Source organism: Solitalea agri (genome assembly GCF_023914155.1).
GTDB classification, from domain to species: domain Bacteria; phylum Bacteroidota; class Bacteroidia; order Sphingobacteriales; family Sphingobacteriaceae; genus Solitalea; species Solitalea agri.
Genome location: NZ_JAMWYS010000054.1, coordinates 1 through 917 on the forward strand (window position 1 = coordinate 1; position 917 = coordinate 917).

Here is a 917-nt window from a genome sequence, read left to right on the forward strand (position 1 = left end):
ACTGTTGGTGTAGCTGGAGTTAATGGCTGAGCGTTAATCGTAACAGCAGTAGCCGAAGAAATACAGCCCTGAGCATTACGAACCGTCAGGTTATAGGTATTGGTTGCAAGACCGGTAAATAAAGTCGAAGCTTGATAGTTAGTACCATCAATCGAGTATTCCAATCCTGCTCCCAACGGTGAAGTCACCGTGATCGAGCCGGTGGCTACCGTACAGGTCGGTTGAACGGTTGAAGCAGTTGGTGTTGCAGGAGTTAATGGCTGGGCGTTAATCGTAACAGTAGTCGCTGAAGAAATACAACCCTGCGCATTACGAACAGTTAGGTTATAAGTATTGGTTACAAGGCCGGTAAAGGAAGTTGATGCTTGATAATTCGTGTCATCAATCGAGTATTCAAGGCCTGCTCCCAGTGGCGCTGTCACAGTGATCGAGCCGGTTCCTACTGTACAGGTCGGTTGAACGGTCGAAGCTGTTGGAGTAGCTGGAGTTAATGGCTGGGCGTTGATCGTAACGGCAGTCGCTGAAGAAATACAGCCCTGAGCATTGCGAACAGTTAAATTATAGGTTGCTGAGGTTAATCCTGCAAATAAAGTAGGGCCCTGATAGTTTGTGCCATCAATCGAATATTCCAGTCCTGCTCCCAGTGGTGAAGTCACTGTAATTGTTCCTGTTGCAACGGCACAAGTCGGTTGAACGGTGGTCGCTGTTGGTGTAGCTGGAGTTAATGGCTGAGCATTGATCGTAATGGCAGTAGCCGAAGAAATACAGCCCTGAGCATTACGAACCGTCAGGTTATAGGTATTGGTTGCAAGGCCGGTAAATAAAGTTGAAGCCTGATAGTTAGTACCATCAATCGAGTATTCAAGGCCTGCTCCCAGTGGCGAAGTCACCGTGATCGAGCCCGTGCCTAAGGTACA

At 48.1% G+C, this 917-nt stretch carries 1 protein-coding gene; it reads right to left on the reverse strand.

All coding sequences use genetic code 11. The annotated features are described in order from the left end of the window. Positions 1-917: hypothetical protein (locus NF867_RS15820; protein WP_252589364.1), on the reverse strand; the 917-nt coding region annotated here is incomplete at both ends.